The sequence below is a fragment of the Paenibacillus sp. OSY-SE genome (genome assembly GCF_000283315.1).
GTDB lineage: Bacteria > Bacillota > Bacilli > Paenibacillales > Paenibacillaceae > Paenibacillus_B > Paenibacillus_B profundus.
The window spans coordinates 1-14,939 of the sequence record NZ_ALKF01000185.1 but is presented as its reverse complement, the minus strand read 5'-3'; the positions used below and the strand labels follow the sequence as shown (position 1 = coordinate 14,939).

The window sequence follows — 14,939 nt, the reverse complement described above, 5'->3', positions numbered from 1 at the left end:
ATCCTTACTTAACAGTAGTTATTAGCCCATTCCTCCATCATAACAACAATATTTTTTTTCCAATCCTTGTGCATCGGCCCCAACATTCACACACCGTACGTCTATTAAACTTCAGCGCATTTTCCAATATTATTCTCGCATGCAAAATAGACCATCCGATTGAAGATGATCTCAAACAACTCAAATATAAAACAGTATTGGTTCCACGATGCAACCTCGGTCGACTTGGCTGTACTCACCATGCCTTTGCAAATACCCATTGACTTGGCTCACAGTACCATGGCTCGCCTTCCTGCTGTCAACTCCCTAGCCATTCACTACATGTCCGAGTCAATCATCACGTACCGAGCCTTTCATCGCACAGCCTGAAGCATTGGGAGAGTGGCCAAAAGGGCAAATCGATACAGGATGGCGTGAGAACGCGAGAACGAGTTTTCCGAAATGCGCAAACGGAAGAGAGAGACCGCAGCATTCGAGTCCACACCGATTGACTGGCCTGCGTATTTTGTGGAGAAACCAGCTAACGCCGCATTCTTCTCGGCTGAAGGTACCTTCGGAACGCTTCACGAGGATGAATAACCGTATTCAGAGAATGGTTTTATCCAACGCTAAAATAAGCCGCCTGCGCATTTGCACAGACGGCTTATCCTCCTTCTCGAACCTTCCTCAAGCGCCCGAGCTGGTTGAGCTTACAGATACCCTCGAGCTTCGGCGTCTATTAGCCAACGATCGGCTTGGAGGGGCGCCCAACCCTACCCATGCAAAGGGAATAAAGCTGAACGCGAGCGATACAACGAGCCACGACATGCCGAGAGCAAACATATACCCCCCGGCCAAATAGAGCGGATACAGCAGCGATTTGCCCTGATGCCAAGGCACCTGTCGATAAACGGCAAGAAAGATGGGATGCACCAAATAGATGCCAAAAGACAACTCCCCCAATCGAACCATCGCACGGCGCAATAACTCCGGCAGCCGGCGTTCCAAATAAAAGGCCAACTGCATGAGAACGATAGCCGACAACAATGTATGAACGTTCCATAACAGCTCGTAAACTAACGAATCCATAATGCGCCCTGTAGAACGGGTCCAGAACCAAATCTGCACATGCAGAAGCGCGCATACGAGCCAGCTTGCCCACAGAAGAGCCGTTCCGACACGGTAAGACCTTTGCACGCCCTTCATTCCCAACGAGCTTAACCATGGTCGCACGCGCTCGTAATTCAATCCCAAATAAGCACCCAAGAAATAATAGCTCATATACGATAACGCAATGCTGCCTTTCGATACAACTTGCAAATCATATTTATTCCATACGACAAATCCCCACTGGAGCAACAACCCAAGGGGAATCGCCCAGGCCGTTATTTTCCGTGAGCGGAACAGCTGCAGCATTAGCGGAAACAAAAGATAGAACTGAATGCTGATGAAAACAAAATATAAGTGGGTATACGCTGAACCAGTTAGGATTTGAGTGACAAACGTCCGTATCAACTCATCCCAGCCTCGATCCGTGTAGATCGTCGTATGTACGAATGTAAAATAAAAGATTGAACTAAGGATATACGGAATAATGACATACCGCAGTCGATTGCGATAAAATTTCTTGAGCACGGACGACTGGAGCATTTCCCGCCCGCCATAGTTATAAAATAAGACAAAGCTGCTCAGCAAAATGAACGTTGGTGTACCGTATTTGAAAAAAATATTAAAAAACGTGTACCCATAATACATTTTCGATCGAGTCATCTCTACAGCCGCATCCGACGTTGCATGGACGCTTATTACACCAAGCATGGCCAGCGCACGAACGATAGGTATCGCTGTTATGCGCTCCTTGCGTGCCGCCATCTTCATCCCCCCCTTTAAAGCTTGTCCTCTATTCATCTATTGTTATTTTCCGGTAAATAAGCGTATTTTTTGTAAAGAGGAATCGATTTGGAAGTGCAGTCCGAAGGAATCCCGAATCAAGCTTAGTGGTAAATACCACTTTCCGTTCTTTACGATAGGTGTACGCTCCAAGCCCAGTGCCGTACCGTTCCATTTGACGACATACGGCGATTTGGCACGGGACAGCTTCGTCCTCAGGCCCCGGTTGCGCATTTGCTCAATCAAGTCAGCCGAATGAATCTGCTGATTGCCAGCATTGATGCGGTAACCGTTCAGCTTCGAGCGCTGGTTAATGCCCGGCTTTACCATAAATGTAATGTGGATCCCAAGTTCCCTGCACGCCTTAAGCACATCCTGGGTATAAGCCCCGTATGGAAATGCAAGCACGCTCTGGTTGTTTCCGAGCATCTCCTTCAACCGCAATTCGGCGGTGCCCAGATCACGCTTGATTCGGTCTATATATTCCTTGTCCGTTTCCAACCTCTGTTCCTTCGCTAGATACAGATGACGGGTCAGCATCGGTCTCTGTTTTCCTCGTTGATCAATCGAAGCGTAGGCGTGTGAATCATATGTATGGCTATAAAAGCTCATCCCATGCTGTTTCATTTCCCTCATTTGCTCCCAAGTCAATTTGGGACGCCCTATCTGCTTGCGGTTATCGATCGAGGATACGATGACGAAATTGGTAGCCGTTATACGATATTTTAACAAGATAGGATACACTTCGGTATAAAAATTCTCATACCCGTCGTCAAAGGTCAATAAAACGGCATTCGGCGGTACCGTTCCCCCGTGCAGCATAAAATGTATGTATTGCTCCATCGTAATAAAGTGAAAATTGTCATTTAGCATGTGCTGCAGTTGATCTTCCAACTGGTCTGGTGAAATGAACGTCATGTGACTCGGATTTTTCTCTATGTTGTGGTACATCACAGTAATAACTTCGTCTCGATAATGAATAGGCTCGTAATTCCAATGTGATTCCCCATTCGCCGTCGATGACAGCTGCAATTCGTTGCCTCTAGCCTGAACTTTAATCCCGTAGGCATGAGCCAGCACATCGGTTGGAATGTACCACTCATCTCCAATCTGCACTGCGAACCTGTCTTCGCGTGCCTTCCCTTCCCATTCAATCCGGTACGATAATGCTCTAGCTCCATCCACTTCCGTGAACACAGTCGAGCAAAGGACAGCTAAGAGCAGTAGGGCGACTGCTGCACGTTTCATCCACATCACTCTAATTCCCCTCAATTTTCTGTCATTACATACATAACAAACTAGCATAATTCTCCTGTATTGTCATTCCTATTTTTCATACAGGATACCCAATCTCCTTGAAATGCAAAGACCCGCAGCATCTCAAGTAAAAAAACCGGAAGCTCTGGCTTGGCCATTTCTTCCGGTCTACAGTTATGCTATTCTGCCTGCTGCTGTGTATTCTAAGTTGAGTGAGAGGACTCGCGGATCACCTGCATCGGATTGCCACCTACCATTTGTCCAGGCAAGACGTCCTTATGCACAACCGTTCCCGCAGCTACTACGGCGCCGTCTCCAATGGTCACTCCGGGCAAAATCGTACTGTTTGCTCCGATCATGACGTTGCTTCCGATCCGAACGGTTCCGAGTCGATACTCATGGATCAAATACTCGTGTGCCAAGATTGTGGAATTATACCCAATAATGGTGTTGTCTCCGATCTCGATGCGTTCCGGAAAAAATACATCCACCATCGCCATCAGACCGAAAGCCGTGTATTGCCCCACTGTCATATGAAGCAATCGGCGGTAAATCCACAGCTTGACCCGTAAGGAAGGGCAGTACCGGGCCACCTGGATGCATATGAAATTCCACATGCCTTTCCAAGGACTGACCGTACGGTATATTTGCCACAAGCTGTTCGGGCCTTTTACAGGATGCCGCTCAACGTCTCTCACCCTTCATCCCGCTCCAATCCGACGATCGCGTACAAGTCGCGCATGTCATGAATAATATGGCGAGGCTCATACTGACGCAGAACCGATTCTCCCTTCAACGACCACGCCACGCCGCAGGATATCGCACCCGCCGCATTGGCGGATTGAATATCTGCAGGGCTGTCCCCCACCATAAGTGTGGTAGCCGGATCGGCCTGCAGCGCCTCGATAGCCTGCAGCACCGGTTCAGGGTGCGGCTTAGGCTGCTTCACGTCCTGAATGGTAACAATCGTACCCATTTGCTCGTACAGCCCGAACATGCGCAGCGCCCGCTCGGTCGTAAGACGCATCTTCGTCGTTACGACCCCGAGCCGTATTCCATGGCGATGCAGCGCTGCAATGACTTCGGTGACGTGGGGGAATTCGCGCACCAGCTCATCATGGCGGGCAATGTTATATTCCCGATAAGCCTTTACAAGATCATCCACCTGCTCCATCCCCGTAAAAATACGGATTTGATGGTCCAATGGAAGCCCCATGCTCGGGATGATCTGCTCTCGCGCGAACGGAGACGGCGTCTTGTCTTTCAGCACGTGCAGGAAAGTCTGGATGATAAGCTCATTCGTGTCGATAATGGTTCCGTCCAAATCAAATAATACCGTTCGAATCATATGCTAAGTCTCCTTCGTCTGACTGTCAGCCTCCGGCGCGTTCATGGAAGCATCGTCCGTCGCAGGCTCATCGCTCTCTTGCTCAAGATCATCGTCCGCCTCGAGGGACCCGGAATCGGAATCCGATATGCGCTCCGGCTCCTGCCTTGGCTTATTCTCCTGCATTGCCGCAGAATTCACGGCATTGTTCTTTGAGTCATCAGCTTGAATGTTGCTGGTGCTAATTCCTTCGCTCTGTTGAGGCGCAGCATTTGCCTGCATACGCGCAGATGTAATTGGCGAACTGTACAGGGTATTCGCCACTCCTGTTGCACGCCGGACAATGATCAGAATAATTCCCGCCACGATGAGGAAGATGGCGATCAGCTGCGAAATACGCACGTTTCCGTAGTCGGGATCCAAGAAACCTGGTTCAAATAAGACGTACATCGGTGACCATAATGCATCCACCAATGATACGACCCAGTCCGAGCCTTGATAGGCCAAGCTGTCTGTACGCAAGCCTTCGATGAAGAAACGGCCAATCGAATACCATATCAAGTAGCTGATGAATACCTCTCCGCTGCGAACACCGCGCAGACGGCGCAGTCCGAACAAGAGCAGGACGCCGACGAAGCTCCATACCGATTCATATAAGAATGTCGGATGATGAAACGTCCCGTTCACATTCATTTGATTGACGATAAAGTCGGGCAGATGAAGCGTATTGCGCAAGAAGGACTCAGAGGCAGGACCGCCGTAAGCTTCTTGGTTGACGTAATTGCCCCAACGTCCGATCGCTTGTCCGATAAGCAGTCCGGGCGCGCAGAAGTCAGCGATGCGCCAGAAGCTGTACCCCTTTTTCCTTACATAGATAAGGGCACAGATGACCGCACCGATTAAAGCGCCGTATATCGCAATGCCCCCATGCCAAATTTTAAAGATTTCAAGCCAGTCATCCTTATAATCGTCCCATTTGAACGCGACGTAATACGCACGCGCGCCCACAAGGGCGGAAGGTACGCCGAATAATAATAAATCCATGAAAAAATCTTGGGAAATGCCGAAGCGTTTCCCTTCGCGAATAGCCAACAACAGACCGACCAGTGCAGCCGTACCAAGAATTAGGCCGTACCAATGCACCTTCAGCGGTCCAAGCTGAAAGGCTATCGGATCGAGCAACAATGTTGCCATCCTTCACACTCCTTCATTCATCCCATTTACACGCATGCTGCGAAATCAATCGAAATCTTCCATATCCTCTGCGATCGTTTCCGTCAGCTTATTGGTGAACTGCAGCGCCGCGTTGTAACCCATGCGCTTCAGTCGATAGTTCATCGCAGCCACCTCGATAATTACAGCCAAGTTCCGTCCGGGACGCACCGGAATCGTCACAAGGGGAACATCGGTATCAATGATGCGCGTCTTCTCCTCGTCAATGCCGAGACGGTCATATTGCTTATCTTGCTGCCAATTCTCCAACTTAATGACCACGCTAATGCGCTTGTTATTACGAATCGCCCCTGCCCCGAACAAGGTCATGACGTTAATAATGCCGATACCGCGAATTTCAAGCAAATGGCGAATCAGTTCTGGCGCGGAGCCATGCAGTTGAAAATCAGAAGTTTGCCGAATCTCTACGGCATCGTCGGCGACGAGCCGGTGTCCACGTTTGACAAGCTCCAGTGCGGTTTCACTTTTTCCGATTCCGCTGCCTCCCGAAATGAGCATTCCAACACCGTATACATCGACCAGAACGCCATGAATCGTCGCGGTCGGCGCTAACTTTTTCTCCAGAAAGTTCGTAATGCGGCTCGATAGAATCGTCGTCGCCATTTGTGAGCGCAGCAAGGGAACCTGCTGTTCTTGACAGACGTCAATCAGCTCCCGGGGCACATCAAGCCCTCTCGTCACAATAATGCACGGCATCTCCTCGGAGCAGAACAATTGCATCCGTTCTCGCTTCGCTTCCGGCGATAACGTCTCAAAGAAAGATAATTCCGTCTTGCCAATGAGTTGAACCCGTTCTTTCGGATGGTATTCAAAATACCCGGCCATCTCCAGCCCAGGACGATGCAGATCATCGACTGTAATCGGTCGTTTCAAGCCTTGCTCGCCAGCCAATACCTCCAGGTGGCACTGCTCCACCATTTCGGCAACTTTCACCTTCTTGGCCATCGTCGTTCACTCCTTCGTCTGGCGGCACTTCATTCATCTGTAATCCCATTGCGGCGAAGTGCCCTTACCTCATTGTAATCATCGTAAAGGAAAACGACGTGCAAATCAATGTGCCAGTTCTCGCAATGACAACCTGCTCGGGACAAGAACCGTACAGATAGAACAGAAAAGGACTCCTAAGTCGCTCTCCAATCTAATTGGGGGCTAAATAGGTTCAACTTATATAGATCGCTTTTTCAATCTATGAAAAATACTCGTTTACAAGGGAATGAGTTGCTGCTGTTCTGAATAAAGGGGAGAGTGGAGCAAAGGCTCGAACGGGCGTACCTTCTTTGGGGAGGTAACATGACTCCGAGGCGGAAGGCATACACTATCCAAAAAAGGCTAGCCGGAATGGCTAGCCTCTGTGTTTTCATTGATTAGTTTTCGAACAGGTTCAATTCTGAGTCTTTATCAAAGACATGAACTTTATTCATATCGATGGCAAGCTTCACGTTTTGACCTTCTTTCGAGTTGGAACGTCCGTCAACACGTGCGATGATCGTCTCTTTGCCTACGCCTGTCAAGTAAAGGAACATTTCATGACCCATGTTCTCCGTAACATCAATGGAAGCCGTGAAGATGCTGTTAGGCGATGCTTCCAAGAATACAGGCTCTTCGTGGATATCCTCGGAGCGAACGCCGAGAATAACTTCTTTGCCGATGAAGCCTTTTTCCTTCAGCACTTGTGCTTTACCTGCAGGTACGACAACATCCAATCCCGGTGCCTTGAAGCGGAAGTTACCGCCTTCTTCAGACAAGGTGCCATTAATAAAGTTCATTGTCGGAGATCCGATAAAGCCTGCAACGAACATATTCAATGGGTTATTGTAGAGGATGTCTGGTGAAGCCGCTTGTTGAATGATACCATCTTTCATAACAACGATACGGTCACCCATCGTCATTGCTTCGATCTGGTCATGGGTTACATAGATAACCGTCGTTTGCAGACGTTTTGCCAGTTTGGAAATTTCAGAACGCATCTGACCACGCAATTTCGCATCCAAGTTGGAAAGCGGTTCGTCCATCAAGAATACTTGAGGCTCACGGACGATAGCACGGCCGAGGGCAACACGCTGACGCTGGCCACCGGACAATGCCTTCGGCTTGCGGTCAAGCAAGTGCTCGATGTCGAGAATGCGAGCTGCTTCACGTACACGTTTATCGATATCTTCTTTTTTGAATTTACGCAGTTTCAGACCGAACGCCATGTTCTGATACACGTTCATGTGCGGATACAACGCGTAGGATTGGAACACCATCGCGATGTCACGGTCTTTCGGAGCCACGTCATTAACTAGGCGATCGCCGATGTACAATTTACCTTCGGAAATTTCTTCAAGACCCGCAATCATACGGAGTGTTGTAGATTTACCGCAACCGGAAGGACCTACCAATACGAGAAATTCCTTGTCTTGAATGTCCAGATTAATGTCTACTACCGTTGGATTGTCGGAACCCGGATACTTTTTGTAAATGTGCTCTAAACGTACGCCTGCCATGTGCGTTTCCCCCTTAAACATTTTTATCATGAAATCGGTTACTTATATCTTAACTAAACCCTGTACAAATAACTATACACAAGTTGCACAAAAAATGAATGTCCTATTTCGTTACTTTGTACAATAGCAAAATGAGCTTCACTAGTACGGCGTCCGTAAACTTGCGCACATCCAGTCCTGTTTCATGCTTTATTTTGTCCAGACGGTACAGTAAAGTATTACGATGGATATATAATCTTTTGGCCGTCTCGCTCACACTGCAATCATATTGAAAAAAAGTTCCAAGTGTCGCCATCGTCTCTACATCTGTAAAGCTGTCCGCCTTCGTCACAACACGTTGCAGGAATTGCTTGCGCACTTCGTCCGAAATACTGTTCACGAGACGCTCTAGGTGTAGCTCCCATGGCAAATGTATATTGTCCGTTACATGAAACGTACGTCCCAAATAAATGGTCTCCCGCAGCTGAGCTACGACGCCTGGCATACCTTTCACCGGTGAGAATGGGTATCCAATAGACAAATGGCTTTCGCCTACCCATTCATTCGCGAGCAGCTCATACAATCCGAGGCAGAACGATGTCAGCAGTTCTTCCATCGTTTCCCTCTCGTCTTCGTCATCATCTGCTTCATTCGCTTGGGTCAGCTGTTCCGGACACAAAATAAACCATTCTTTTTCAGATAGCGGAAGCAGAATGAGATCGCCTCCAAAATAGGATTTCATCAATCTATATAAATCCTTGTAACCAGGACCTTCCCGGTGCGCATGTTCTGCAACAAGCAGGAACGGTACGACTTGGGTGAACATTTTGTTTTTCCAGGAAAATGTATCAGGAACCTCTGCGCTTCCATCGCCTTCCCTCATACGTTCGATAATCCATTGTCCCAACATTAGCGCCTGCTGCTCATCGCCCAAATGCGTGCTGGGAAGCACAGGCTTCGGCTGGTGCTCCATCCAGAGGATGAGCTCGATCCATTGCCGTTCCTGTTCCGTTAAAGCATGTTCATCTACCTGCATGAGTTCTGTTGTCGATGTACCTGACTTCCACAGCAGCACCCAGTTGCTGTTACGCTGATGCATGACTACGGGAGCCGATGACTGCCGCTCGAAGTCCTGCGCCTTCGTCCAATCGTGCCACTCTTCGGTTGGTACTGACAACGGCACCAACTTCTTGCCGAGAATTCGTTCGATATGCAGCTGCAAAGCTTGCTTTTCCATGATTGTTCACTCCGCCCATTCGTCCGTCTTCTTTTGTCTCATTGTATCATAACTGAGCGTATCCCTTCAGCATCTCCCATTTGTACAAAAAAAGCAGCCTGCTCCTCTACTTAGAGTCACAGGCTGCTGCACATTATGATAACGATACTATATTAACGTTACAACTTCCACCGACTTTACAACAAGCGCGCTTCCTTGATCAGGTCCGATACCAAGCCGGAAGCTGCACCCGGAGAAATCCCCTGTATGCTCTAGCCTAACTTCTCCATCCACAGTAATCGTCGCGCGGTCCGACTCCATTTTCCAGATCACTTCCGTCCATTTATTCGGCAGTGCCCCCTTGCCTTCCGCCCAAGTCTCCTCTTTGGTAACCGGATCGATGAAGCTAAGCGCTCCGCCCGTATGGAATTTCACCTGTGCAGAGGCGCCTCCATACAGTACGAGCGAGTTCGTATCCGTCCGGATGAGACTCCGACATTGAAAAGGCACTGAGTATGCCGCCTTCGTACGCGCATCTCCCCATTGATCATTATAAGACAACCACAGCCCATCTCCCGTTATGACTGGATGACAGACCTCAGCCGGGATCAATTCGTCTATCGGCTCTCCCTCGCTTGAGACGGCAAGATGCGGAACCCCTTCTGACACCGCAAGCGGCTCGACGAAGAAGGAACGTACCGTCACCTGACCATTATCACACCCAACACCGGCAAGTCCGACCGTATCTCCGAAGTAACCCTCTTGGGCATGAAACAATTGCCCGTCGAGATGTATTTCCATGGAACGTTCCCGGATCGTCCATTCGACACGCACCCACTGTCCATACGGTACAGTCCCTTTTCCCGTGTAGCTGAACGTTTTATGCAAGCTCGGGTGATTGACGTAGAACTCTTCGCCTGCTCCCCCGCTTGCAGATGGGCCGTAGTTGAATGTTAATTCTCCATGAGGGCCAAACAGCAAGCGTAAACATCCAGCCTCCAGGCGAAGCGTTGTCTCTATCCGAATTGGAGTGCGGAAGGATTCATCCGTTACCGCTCTTCCCGTTAGCACCAAGCCTTCTGGCGTCAGCTCTCCCTGTGTCAAGTTACCACTTACCGCAAGCCAAGTCCCGCCGCCATCATATCGGACAGCCGCGGCCTCCATTGGTTCCGATCCGTTCCCACTCTCTGTCTCACCCGGATTTCCGCATACCATGAGCAGATTCCCATCCGGATCGCGCAGCGTAAAGAACGCCATGCCTGGATATTGTTCAATCTCCCACTCGATCGGAATGCCATTCTGCTTCGCGAATCGGTATGCGGCATGCACGTCTGGGGATTGGAACATCAGGAGCGGCCGCTCTGCCATCGATAGTCCGCGATCATATCCGTGCTGATCGAGCACAAGACCGCTCCCCCCATCCATTGTGATCTCGTGAACCTTGTCGGTTACAGACGATCGGTCGGGCAAGCCGAACAACTTGTGATACCAATTGACAGAGCGCTCCATATTGCTAACGTGCATGAATACTCCACCGATACGGTTTTTTACTGGATGAATTTGTTCTGCTGCCTTTGTCGTTTGATTCATAGTTACTCCTCCTATACGGAAATGATTCAGCTTCGAAAGCCTTCATTTCATATGGATGCGCCAAGCTCACTATTTCTTACATCATATCATTGAATATTTTAAAAAAAGATTCAGATTCGTCCGACCTTACGCTCTAGCCAATCTGCCGCTTCTTCCAGCGCGTCTACCGCTTGCCGTTCTTCTGCAACCGCCCGTTCCAACAGCCGCACGGCTCGTTCAGCAGGACCCGGTCCAAGTGAATTGCCGCCGAACGGCAGCGGAAACAAGCGCGATAGCGCAGCCCACGCTTCCGCAACCGTCGTGTAGCTAACATATGCATGATGAACGGCCGGCTCCGCTTCCCTGCAGACATTATTCATTGTGCCATCTGTTAATCTTGCTTGGAGGAACCGCGCTGCGTTGCGTCTCGCTTCAGCCGTATAGGCAGCATGATACGCTACCGATAGCGGATCGGCTATCTTGCTTTCTCGAAAGGCTTCTATCCATGTCACATATGCGTCCAATCCGACGGCGCAGCCTGGCAGTATGGCCTTCTCGTGACCGCGTATATGGCGGACGGCTTGCACGAAGACACGGTTTAGCGTATCGCGCCATGACACCGGATGACGTGTCCCAGGGATGACTGCGAACCATTCGGCATCCGGATGATTGCGGCCAAGCTTATCGTATGGCAGCCGTTTGCCGCTTACCGTCGTGTCCGTCACCATCCATTCGCTGGCTCTGTCATCGAAGCCGCAGATGAGACCGAACTCGGCGCTTGCTACGTTCCATGCAACAATCGGAGTGCCGCGCATAATGGAGTCCTGCATCTGCTCCATCGCTCCAATCAGCTCGTCCGGCTGACGCAGAGTCAGCCCGGCTCCGCCAAATATGACCGCTGAATAGCCTAGATTGCTCCAACCAAATCTCATTGTCTTCGCCCAATCAAAGGCATATGCGCTGCTCAGTCCAATATCGGGAGTCGCATATAGGCAGAAGGCGTGCCCTGACAGCCCCATCACATCGGTTAAGGAGACATTGCGGATGCCCGTAGCCAGAAGCGTCTCCAATATCGTAGCCGCCATCGTGTTATGCGCAGCAGCGAACCAATGATACCTTGCCCCGCTTACAATCCCGCATTTTTGAAGCCCCCGTTGACGGCGGCCAGTTACATATTGCGATACCTGTGCTTGAAAATTCGCATCGCTCAGCTTACGCCGCGCTCGCGACAATGCGGTATAGACGGCTCCACTCTTCATCCCAAGCCGGGCAGCCACTTCCGGAATCGGCAATTCAGCCAATGCATGTGCTTGCAATACAGCACGCTCCCGCTCACCTAGGCGCTCGAACAGACGTTCAAATTCAGCCAGTGCTTGCCGCTTAAGTTCAGCATCGGCAGGGTCTACCAGGTTTGCACGCAGATCAATCTCCTGCTGAGCCAGGTGCATCGTCTGCTCCGTATCCATACCGTCATCCATTGCCCAGCCTGTCCACCCAGCAGAGCGTGCTCTAGCAGTGCTCCTCAACTCCATCAGAGCACGATTGCGCACGATCATCCGCAACCAGGGAACGAATTTATCCGGATCCTTCAGCGTGTTAAGCTTCTGAAGCGTCTGCAGAAGCGCATCTTGCACAATATCTTCGGCCGACACGGCGTCACCTATAATGCGGCGAGCCCACATAACCATCTGGGCCCGATGGCGTCGAACCAACTCGCCGAATGCTTCCCGGTCTCCAAGACGCGCTTGACTAATTAACGCCGTCAGTTCTTCCGTTCGCAAGCCGTCAATTCTCATGGTGAACCCCTCCGTTCTCCACCACCAAGCCGTATCTGTCTTCCTACGTTCTTGTCTTCGTACTTATATTTAACGCCAAGTGCCCATATCCTTCCGCAACACGTTCATAAAAACAAAAAAAGCCGGACTTGATTATTCTCAAGTCCGGCTGCCATAATAAACCGATATCCACGTTCATGTTCTCATTGTTCAAAGTTGAAAGCCGATTTTACGTTGTTGGCGAACGCGTATCCGCTCGTCGCATCCCAATTGATCGACCAGGTCATCACACCGCGGAAGTTCGGATAACCTGCCTTTCTTTGCATTGAATACGTTCCGCCATACGGCGTACCCTTCACAAGATATTGGAGCGCTTTGGCCACGTCCGCCGCCGAGGTGTATCCGCCCGACGGCGCGGCGCTCGGTACGGAAGGCAGGCCGATCGCCACCTGGTCCTCCCGCAGCGGTTGGAATATGTTGTTCGGATTGCGGTTAATCGGGAAGCCATACAGCAGCATTTCCGCCATGGCAACCTGGAAATCCGCCGTACCCTGATTATAGACTCGGCCGTCCAGCGCCTCGTTGCCGCCGGCGTTATAATGCTGCACATGTATAAATGTCAGCTTATCACGCAGCCCGTGGATAACGGGCAAGTACGCCCCCCACGGCCCAGCGTATGAGACAATACCTCCTTGCACGTACGCGGTTTCCGGCGCCATTGTCAGCATAAAGTTCGGTCCGATATTATTGCTAAGCTGCCGGACGGCGGTAATCAGGTTTACGATTTTCGGCGTCGTCGGATTGCGGTAATCCGTATCCCCGCCGCCAAGAGAAATCGAACCTCCCTCCAAATCGATGTCAAGCCCGTCAAACCCATAGGTTTGAATTATGTTCGTCATCGAATTCACAAAATTTTGTATGTCGGTATTGTTATGAAGCTCGACCGAGCCGTTCTGCCCGCCTATGGATATAAGCACCTTTTTGCCTTGACTGTGAAGGTGTGCAATATCCGACTGGAATTCGGCGACAGTCGCATTGTATGGCGTAAAGCTTAATGTGGAGTGGTTCCCTCCCGTCGTTTCGGCGAAAGCGACTTGAATGACATCGTACTGCGGGGATACGTTCCTTAACTTCAAAGCTGTCGAACCGTTATCGAAATTATGCCAATATCCGATCAGTAATTTATCTGGAATCGGATCAGGATTCGGCCCCACGGAGCCTGTCGTCACGGTTACGGCATTGCTTGAAGCCGAGACGTTGTCCGCCGCATCCTTTGCCTTAACCGTGAATGTATAAGACGTATTCGGCGTCAGCCCGGTCGCCATATAAGAAGTGAAAGTCGTCGTTCCGGCAAGCGTCCCGTTCTTAAACACATCGTAGCCGGTTACGCCGACATTGTCCGTCGCGGCGCTCCAGCTCAACGAAACGGTCGTCGAAGCGGACCCGGTAGCTACGAGGTTCGCCGGAGCTGACGGCGTCTGGGTATCCGGGTCCGGATCGGGATCTGGATCTCCTCCTCCTTGCGCCGACCATAGTGCAGGCACGTTCGGCGGCTCCCAACCTGGAAGCGAGGTATGTGGCTGCAGGCATTTATAAGCAGTGCCGCTGTAATTGACCACATCGCCAGTCTGATAATTTGTGTTCGGTGACCATTGCTGCGCTGCAAAAGCGCTTACAGGTATTAAGGAAAACAACACGATCAACACGAACAGAAAAACAAATGTTTTTTTCTTCGTTGTCTTCATTTTCATCATATTCCTCCCTCAATCAAGTCGTTATCTTGCCAATTTGCATGGTTTCAGGCTCAAACTGTCTGGATACCGATGATTTTCTCACATCAACTCTTCTAGTTCACCCTACCATGTCTCTAAGGATGCTGGCCTTCAGCCGTATATATCACCTCCCCGTCGGAATGGCATTCGCTTCCGGAATGCCGCATAATACGGCTTGCGGCTCTCCGAAGACATCTCCGAAAGTTCACAGTTTGGTCACAAAAGTTGTATCTCTAATAAACTATTTTTCCAGTGCCTGTTTCAAGGATAAATATCTACAGCAAGGGATATTATTCTATTAATCCGGACAATATCAAAAAGCCGGACTTGATTGTTCTCAAGTCCGGCTGTAAGTAATCATATTCATATATCGTGTACTGATGGTGCAATGCCGTATAAAACAAAAAAACTTCAATAATATTGAAGTTGATTGTATAACTGGTGAGCCATGAAGGA

Annotated in this window: 12 protein-coding genes; 1 reads left to right on the top strand and 11 read right to left on the bottom strand. The window is 50.0% G+C overall.

All coding sequences use genetic code 11. From position 1 onward, the window contains the following. The first annotated feature begins 441 nt into the window (after positions 1–441). The gene (locus tag A372_RS37415; RefSeq protein ID WP_019421940.1) at positions 442–579 is read left to right on the top strand and encodes a hypothetical protein; all 138 of its coding nucleotides are present in this window, start codon (positions 442–444) and stop codon (positions 577–579) included. 87 nt (positions 580–666) lie between these two features. Here the strand turns inward: A372_RS37415 and A372_RS0116275 are convergent, their stop codons facing one another. From A372_RS0116275 to A372_RS0116225, 11 genes are all read right to left on the bottom strand, one after another. Further along, entirely contained in the window at positions 667–1,851 is a 1,185-nt protein-coding gene (locus A372_RS0116275) for an acyltransferase (protein WP_019421939.1), read from the bottom strand. Positions 1,852–1,893: 42 nt separating this feature from the next. Next, complete coding sequence (locus A372_RS0116270) at positions 1,894–3,123, bottom strand: polysaccharide deacetylase family protein (protein WP_019421938.1); 1,230 nt, start codon at positions 3,121–3,123, stop codon at positions 1,894–1,896. Between the two features lie 206 nt (positions 3,124–3,329). Next, a complete protein-coding gene (locus A372_RS0116265; protein WP_019421937.1) occupies positions 3,330–3,824 on the bottom strand; it encodes an acyltransferase in 495 nt (164 codons plus the stop codon). Then, complete coding sequence (gene ppaX / locus A372_RS0116260) at positions 3,821–4,474, bottom strand: pyrophosphatase PpaX (RefSeq protein WP_019421936.1); 654 nt, start codon at positions 4,472–4,474, stop codon at positions 3,821–3,823. The genes A372_RS0116265 and ppaX overlap by 4 nt, the downstream gene beginning before the upstream one ends. Before the next feature lie 3 nt (positions 4,475–4,477). Further along, entirely contained in the window at positions 4,478–5,647 is a 1,170-nt protein-coding gene (gene lgt / locus A372_RS0116255) for a prolipoprotein diacylglyceryl transferase (RefSeq protein ID WP_019421935.1), read from the bottom strand. A 45-nt stretch (positions 5,648–5,692) separates the two neighbouring features. Beyond that, on the bottom strand, positions 5,693–6,631 hold the full coding sequence (gene hprK / locus A372_RS0116250) for an HPr(Ser) kinase/phosphatase (protein ID WP_019421934.1): 939 nt from the start codon (positions 6,629–6,631) through the stop codon (positions 5,693–5,695). 419 nt (positions 6,632–7,050) lie between these two features. Next, positions 7,051–8,172 (bottom strand): ABC transporter ATP-binding protein, encoded by a 1,122-nt coding sequence (locus A372_RS0116245; RefSeq protein WP_019421933.1) that lies wholly within the window; start codon positions 8,170–8,172, stop codon positions 7,051–7,053. A gap of 103 nt (positions 8,173–8,275) precedes the next feature. Continuing rightward, positions 8,276–9,388, bottom strand: a complete 1,113-nt coding sequence (locus A372_RS0116240; protein WP_019421932.1) for a PucR family transcriptional regulator — start codon at positions 9,386–9,388, stop codon at positions 8,276–8,278. A gap of 147 nt (positions 9,389–9,535) precedes the next feature. Then, the gene (locus A372_RS35510; protein ID WP_019421931.1) at positions 9,536–10,957 is read right to left on the bottom strand and encodes a VOC family protein; all 1,422 of its coding nucleotides are present in this window, start codon (positions 10,955–10,957) and stop codon (positions 9,536–9,538) included. A gap of 110 nt (positions 10,958–11,067) precedes the next feature. Then, a complete protein-coding gene (locus tag A372_RS0116230; RefSeq protein WP_019421930.1) occupies positions 11,068–12,732 on the bottom strand; it encodes an RNA polymerase sigma factor in 1,665 nt (554 codons plus the stop codon). 182 nt (positions 12,733–12,914) lie between these two features. Next, positions 12,915–14,462 carry a chitinase gene (locus A372_RS0116225; RefSeq protein ID WP_019421929.1) on the bottom strand — a complete coding sequence of 516 codons (1,548 nt, stop codon included), beginning with the start codon at positions 14,460–14,462 and terminating at the stop codon, positions 12,915–12,917. Positions 14,463–14,939 lie beyond the last annotated feature (477 nt).

Bases quoted from the DNA above. Each gene is read 5' to 3' on its own strand.
- A372_RS37415 (WP_019421940.1), top strand. From the start codon at position 442: ATGCGCAAACGGAAGAGAGAGACCGCAGCATTCGAGTCCACACCGATT.
- A372_RS0116275 (WP_019421939.1), bottom strand. From the start codon at position 1,851: ATGGCGGCACGCAAGGAGCGCATAACAGCGATACCTATCGTTCGTGCG.
- A372_RS0116270 (WP_019421938.1), bottom strand. From the start codon at position 3,123: ATGTGGATGAAACGTGCAGCAGTCGCCCTACTGCTCTTAGCTGTCCTT.
- ppaX (WP_019421936.1), bottom strand. From the start codon at position 4,474: ATGATTCGAACGGTATTATTTGATTTGGACGGAACCATTATCGACACG.
- lgt (WP_019421935.1), bottom strand. From the start codon at position 5,647: ATGGCAACATTGTTGCTCGATCCGATAGCCTTTCAGCTTGGACCGCTG.
- hprK (WP_019421934.1), bottom strand. From the start codon at position 6,631: ATGGCCAAGAAGGTGAAAGTTGCCGAAATGGTGGAGCAGTGCCACCTG.
- A372_RS0116245 (WP_019421933.1), bottom strand. From the start codon at position 8,172: ATGGCAGGCGTACGTTTAGAGCACATTTACAAAAAGTATCCGGGTTCC.
- A372_RS0116240 (WP_019421932.1), bottom strand. From the start codon at position 9,388: ATGGAAAAGCAAGCTTTGCAGCTGCATATCGAACGAATTCTCGGCAAG.
- A372_RS35510 (WP_019421931.1), bottom strand. From the start codon at position 10,957: ATGAATCAAACGACAAAGGCAGCAGAACAAATTCATCCAGTAAAAAAC.
- A372_RS0116230 (WP_019421930.1), bottom strand. From the start codon at position 12,732: ATGAGAATTGACGGCTTGCGAACGGAAGAACTGACGGCGTTAATTAGT.
- A372_RS0116225 (WP_019421929.1), bottom strand. From the start codon at position 14,462: ATGAAAATGAAGACAACGAAGAAAAAAACATTTGTTTTTCTGTTCGTG.